This is a genomic window from Ornithinibacillus scapharcae TW25, from assembly GCF_000190475.1.
Lineage (GTDB): Bacteria > Bacillota > Bacilli > Bacillales > Amphibacillaceae > Ornithinibacillus > Ornithinibacillus scapharcae.
Genome location: NZ_AEWH01000023.1, coordinates 1 through 1,979 on the forward strand (window position 1 = coordinate 1; position 1,979 = coordinate 1,979).

Annotated in this window: 2 protein-coding genes and 1 pseudogene; all 3 read left to right on the forward strand. The window is 30.4% G+C overall.

Going from position 1 to position 1,979, the window contains the following annotated elements:
- Window positions 1-1,190: pseudogene (locus G5W_RS0106130) on the forward strand (hypothetical protein); the annotation flags it as partial.
- A 129-nt stretch (window positions 1,191-1,319) separates the two neighbouring features.
- On the forward strand, window positions 1,320-1,481 hold the full coding sequence (locus tag G5W_RS23720) for a hypothetical protein (protein WP_010095109.1): 162 nt from the start codon (window positions 1,320-1,322) through the stop codon (window positions 1,479-1,481).
- Window positions 1,482-1,677: 196 nt separating this feature from the next.
- Window positions 1,678-1,979 (forward strand): AAA family ATPase (locus tag G5W_RS20580; RefSeq protein ID WP_010095110.1); only part of this gene is annotated, 302 nt, incomplete at its 3' end.

The following is a 1,979-nucleotide window of genomic DNA, read 5'->3' on the forward strand; positions in this document are numbered from 1 at the left end:
TTCTCTTGAAAAAACAGTCAAATATAATGCACGCTTACCACTTTATCAGTGAGTCAATTATCTTTTATTTATTATTGCTACCGATAGTCTATTATCATTACAGTAAGGTTCCTTACGGGGTATATATCGTAATCGTCATCGTACTTTGTTTATTGTTTACGATTATAGCTAAGTTTACGAAAGGACACTTTTTCTATATATTATCAATTCCGCTCATTTATTGTTTATTTCTAATAATAGGCTATCCATTTGAATTAAGTATTGTCTTTTCAGTGGTGTTAACTTGGAGATATATTGCTATCCGTAGTGAAATGGAGGTGAGAAGAGAGAATACATATTTAAAAACTACGTTAATATTGGGAACTATTGGGCTTTTCATTATAAAAGACGTAATGATTCTTGGATTCGTTTTTATACAATTGATAAATCTAATATTTGGCTACAATCTTAGTAACATTTTAAATACCAATAAGTTGCAACAAAATAAATTACACTATGGTTTGTGGTCAATTTTTTTATACTTTTTCTTCTCCATAACTGCATTTATTTTGGTTATTTCCAATACCTTACAGTACATTGGTGTCAAGTTTTGGGAGGCTTTTCAGTTTGCTTTATCCGTTCCAATTAATGTGTTATCTAGATTAATTCCAACAATAGATTCTAATAACCTTGTTGAGAAACAACAGGAAACAGCAATTGAAGTAGCCATGGAAGATGGTGAGTTAGGTCCATCAATATGGGACTATATTATATCATTTGTAGCATCGTATATTGGTATTGCTATACTAATCATTTTGTGTGGGTTATTCATGTTAATTAAACTTTTTCGTACAAGGGTTTCTTTTAATGAGGAGGATAATAATCCTTTTGTTATAGGGAAATTTATAGAAAATAAAAATCTAGTTGATAAAAACTATAAAACTAGTATTTGGAAGCGATTCTTTTTAAAAGATTCATTACATCCTGCAAGGAAATTAGTATATCAATTTGAGAAAAGTGCAGTTAAATACAACAAAGGTAGAAGGAAGTTTGAAACTGTTGAAGAGTGGCTTAAAAGATTGGGCTTAACTACTAATATAAGCACTTACCAAAAAGTTCGATATGGTAATTTTGATATCAATGAAAAGGAAATCCTTAGTTTGCAAGGTGAAATAGAAGAATTAAGAAAACTAATTAAAGAAAGCAGCTAAAATAGTTTTACTCTTTTAAAAATAAAATCATAATAGATTTTTCTGAAAAGATATTACTATTGTACCTGTTTGTCGTTTCCAACATATAGTAAACCTGCTATATATTAGAATAAGAGAGGAGTGTTAGGGATGAAGAAGAAGATGGTTAGAGCCTTAATTGTTGCGGGGTTAATCTTTTCGTTTTCGGGTACAAGCACCTTTGCTTATACTGATGTTCCAGTGAAACCAATGACTTGTCCTGGTGGATACGTTGGTCCTTGCTTACCAAGTATAATAGATCCAAATATGTAAGATAGAGTTTATACATAAAAGGCAGTATTCCTTATTGGACTACTGCCTTTTTCTCTCGTTGTAAATGTAATATTTTAATAGTCTAGTTTTAACGAACATTTTTGCAATATTTGAATTATAAATTTTTTAAATGCAGAAATGATATGTTATAATAATTTTAATTATTAGACTCTTAAAACAAATGGGGGAATAATTGATGAAAAATATTAAATTAGCAAAAGAAGCATTAAACAAAGTAATTTATGGTAAGGAAGATGTTATCGACTTATTATTTATCGCGCTATTTTCCGGAGGGCATGTATTACTGGAAAGTGTGCCAGGAACAGGTAAGACAAAATTAGCTAAAAGCTTTGCCAAAGTTATGGATGGTAAGTTTAACCGTGTGCAATTTACACCTGATGTTTTACCTAGTGATGTTACCGGAATTCGTTTCTTCAATCCAAAAACACAAGAGTTTGAACTGCGTGTTGGACCGGTTATATCAAATGTATTATTAGC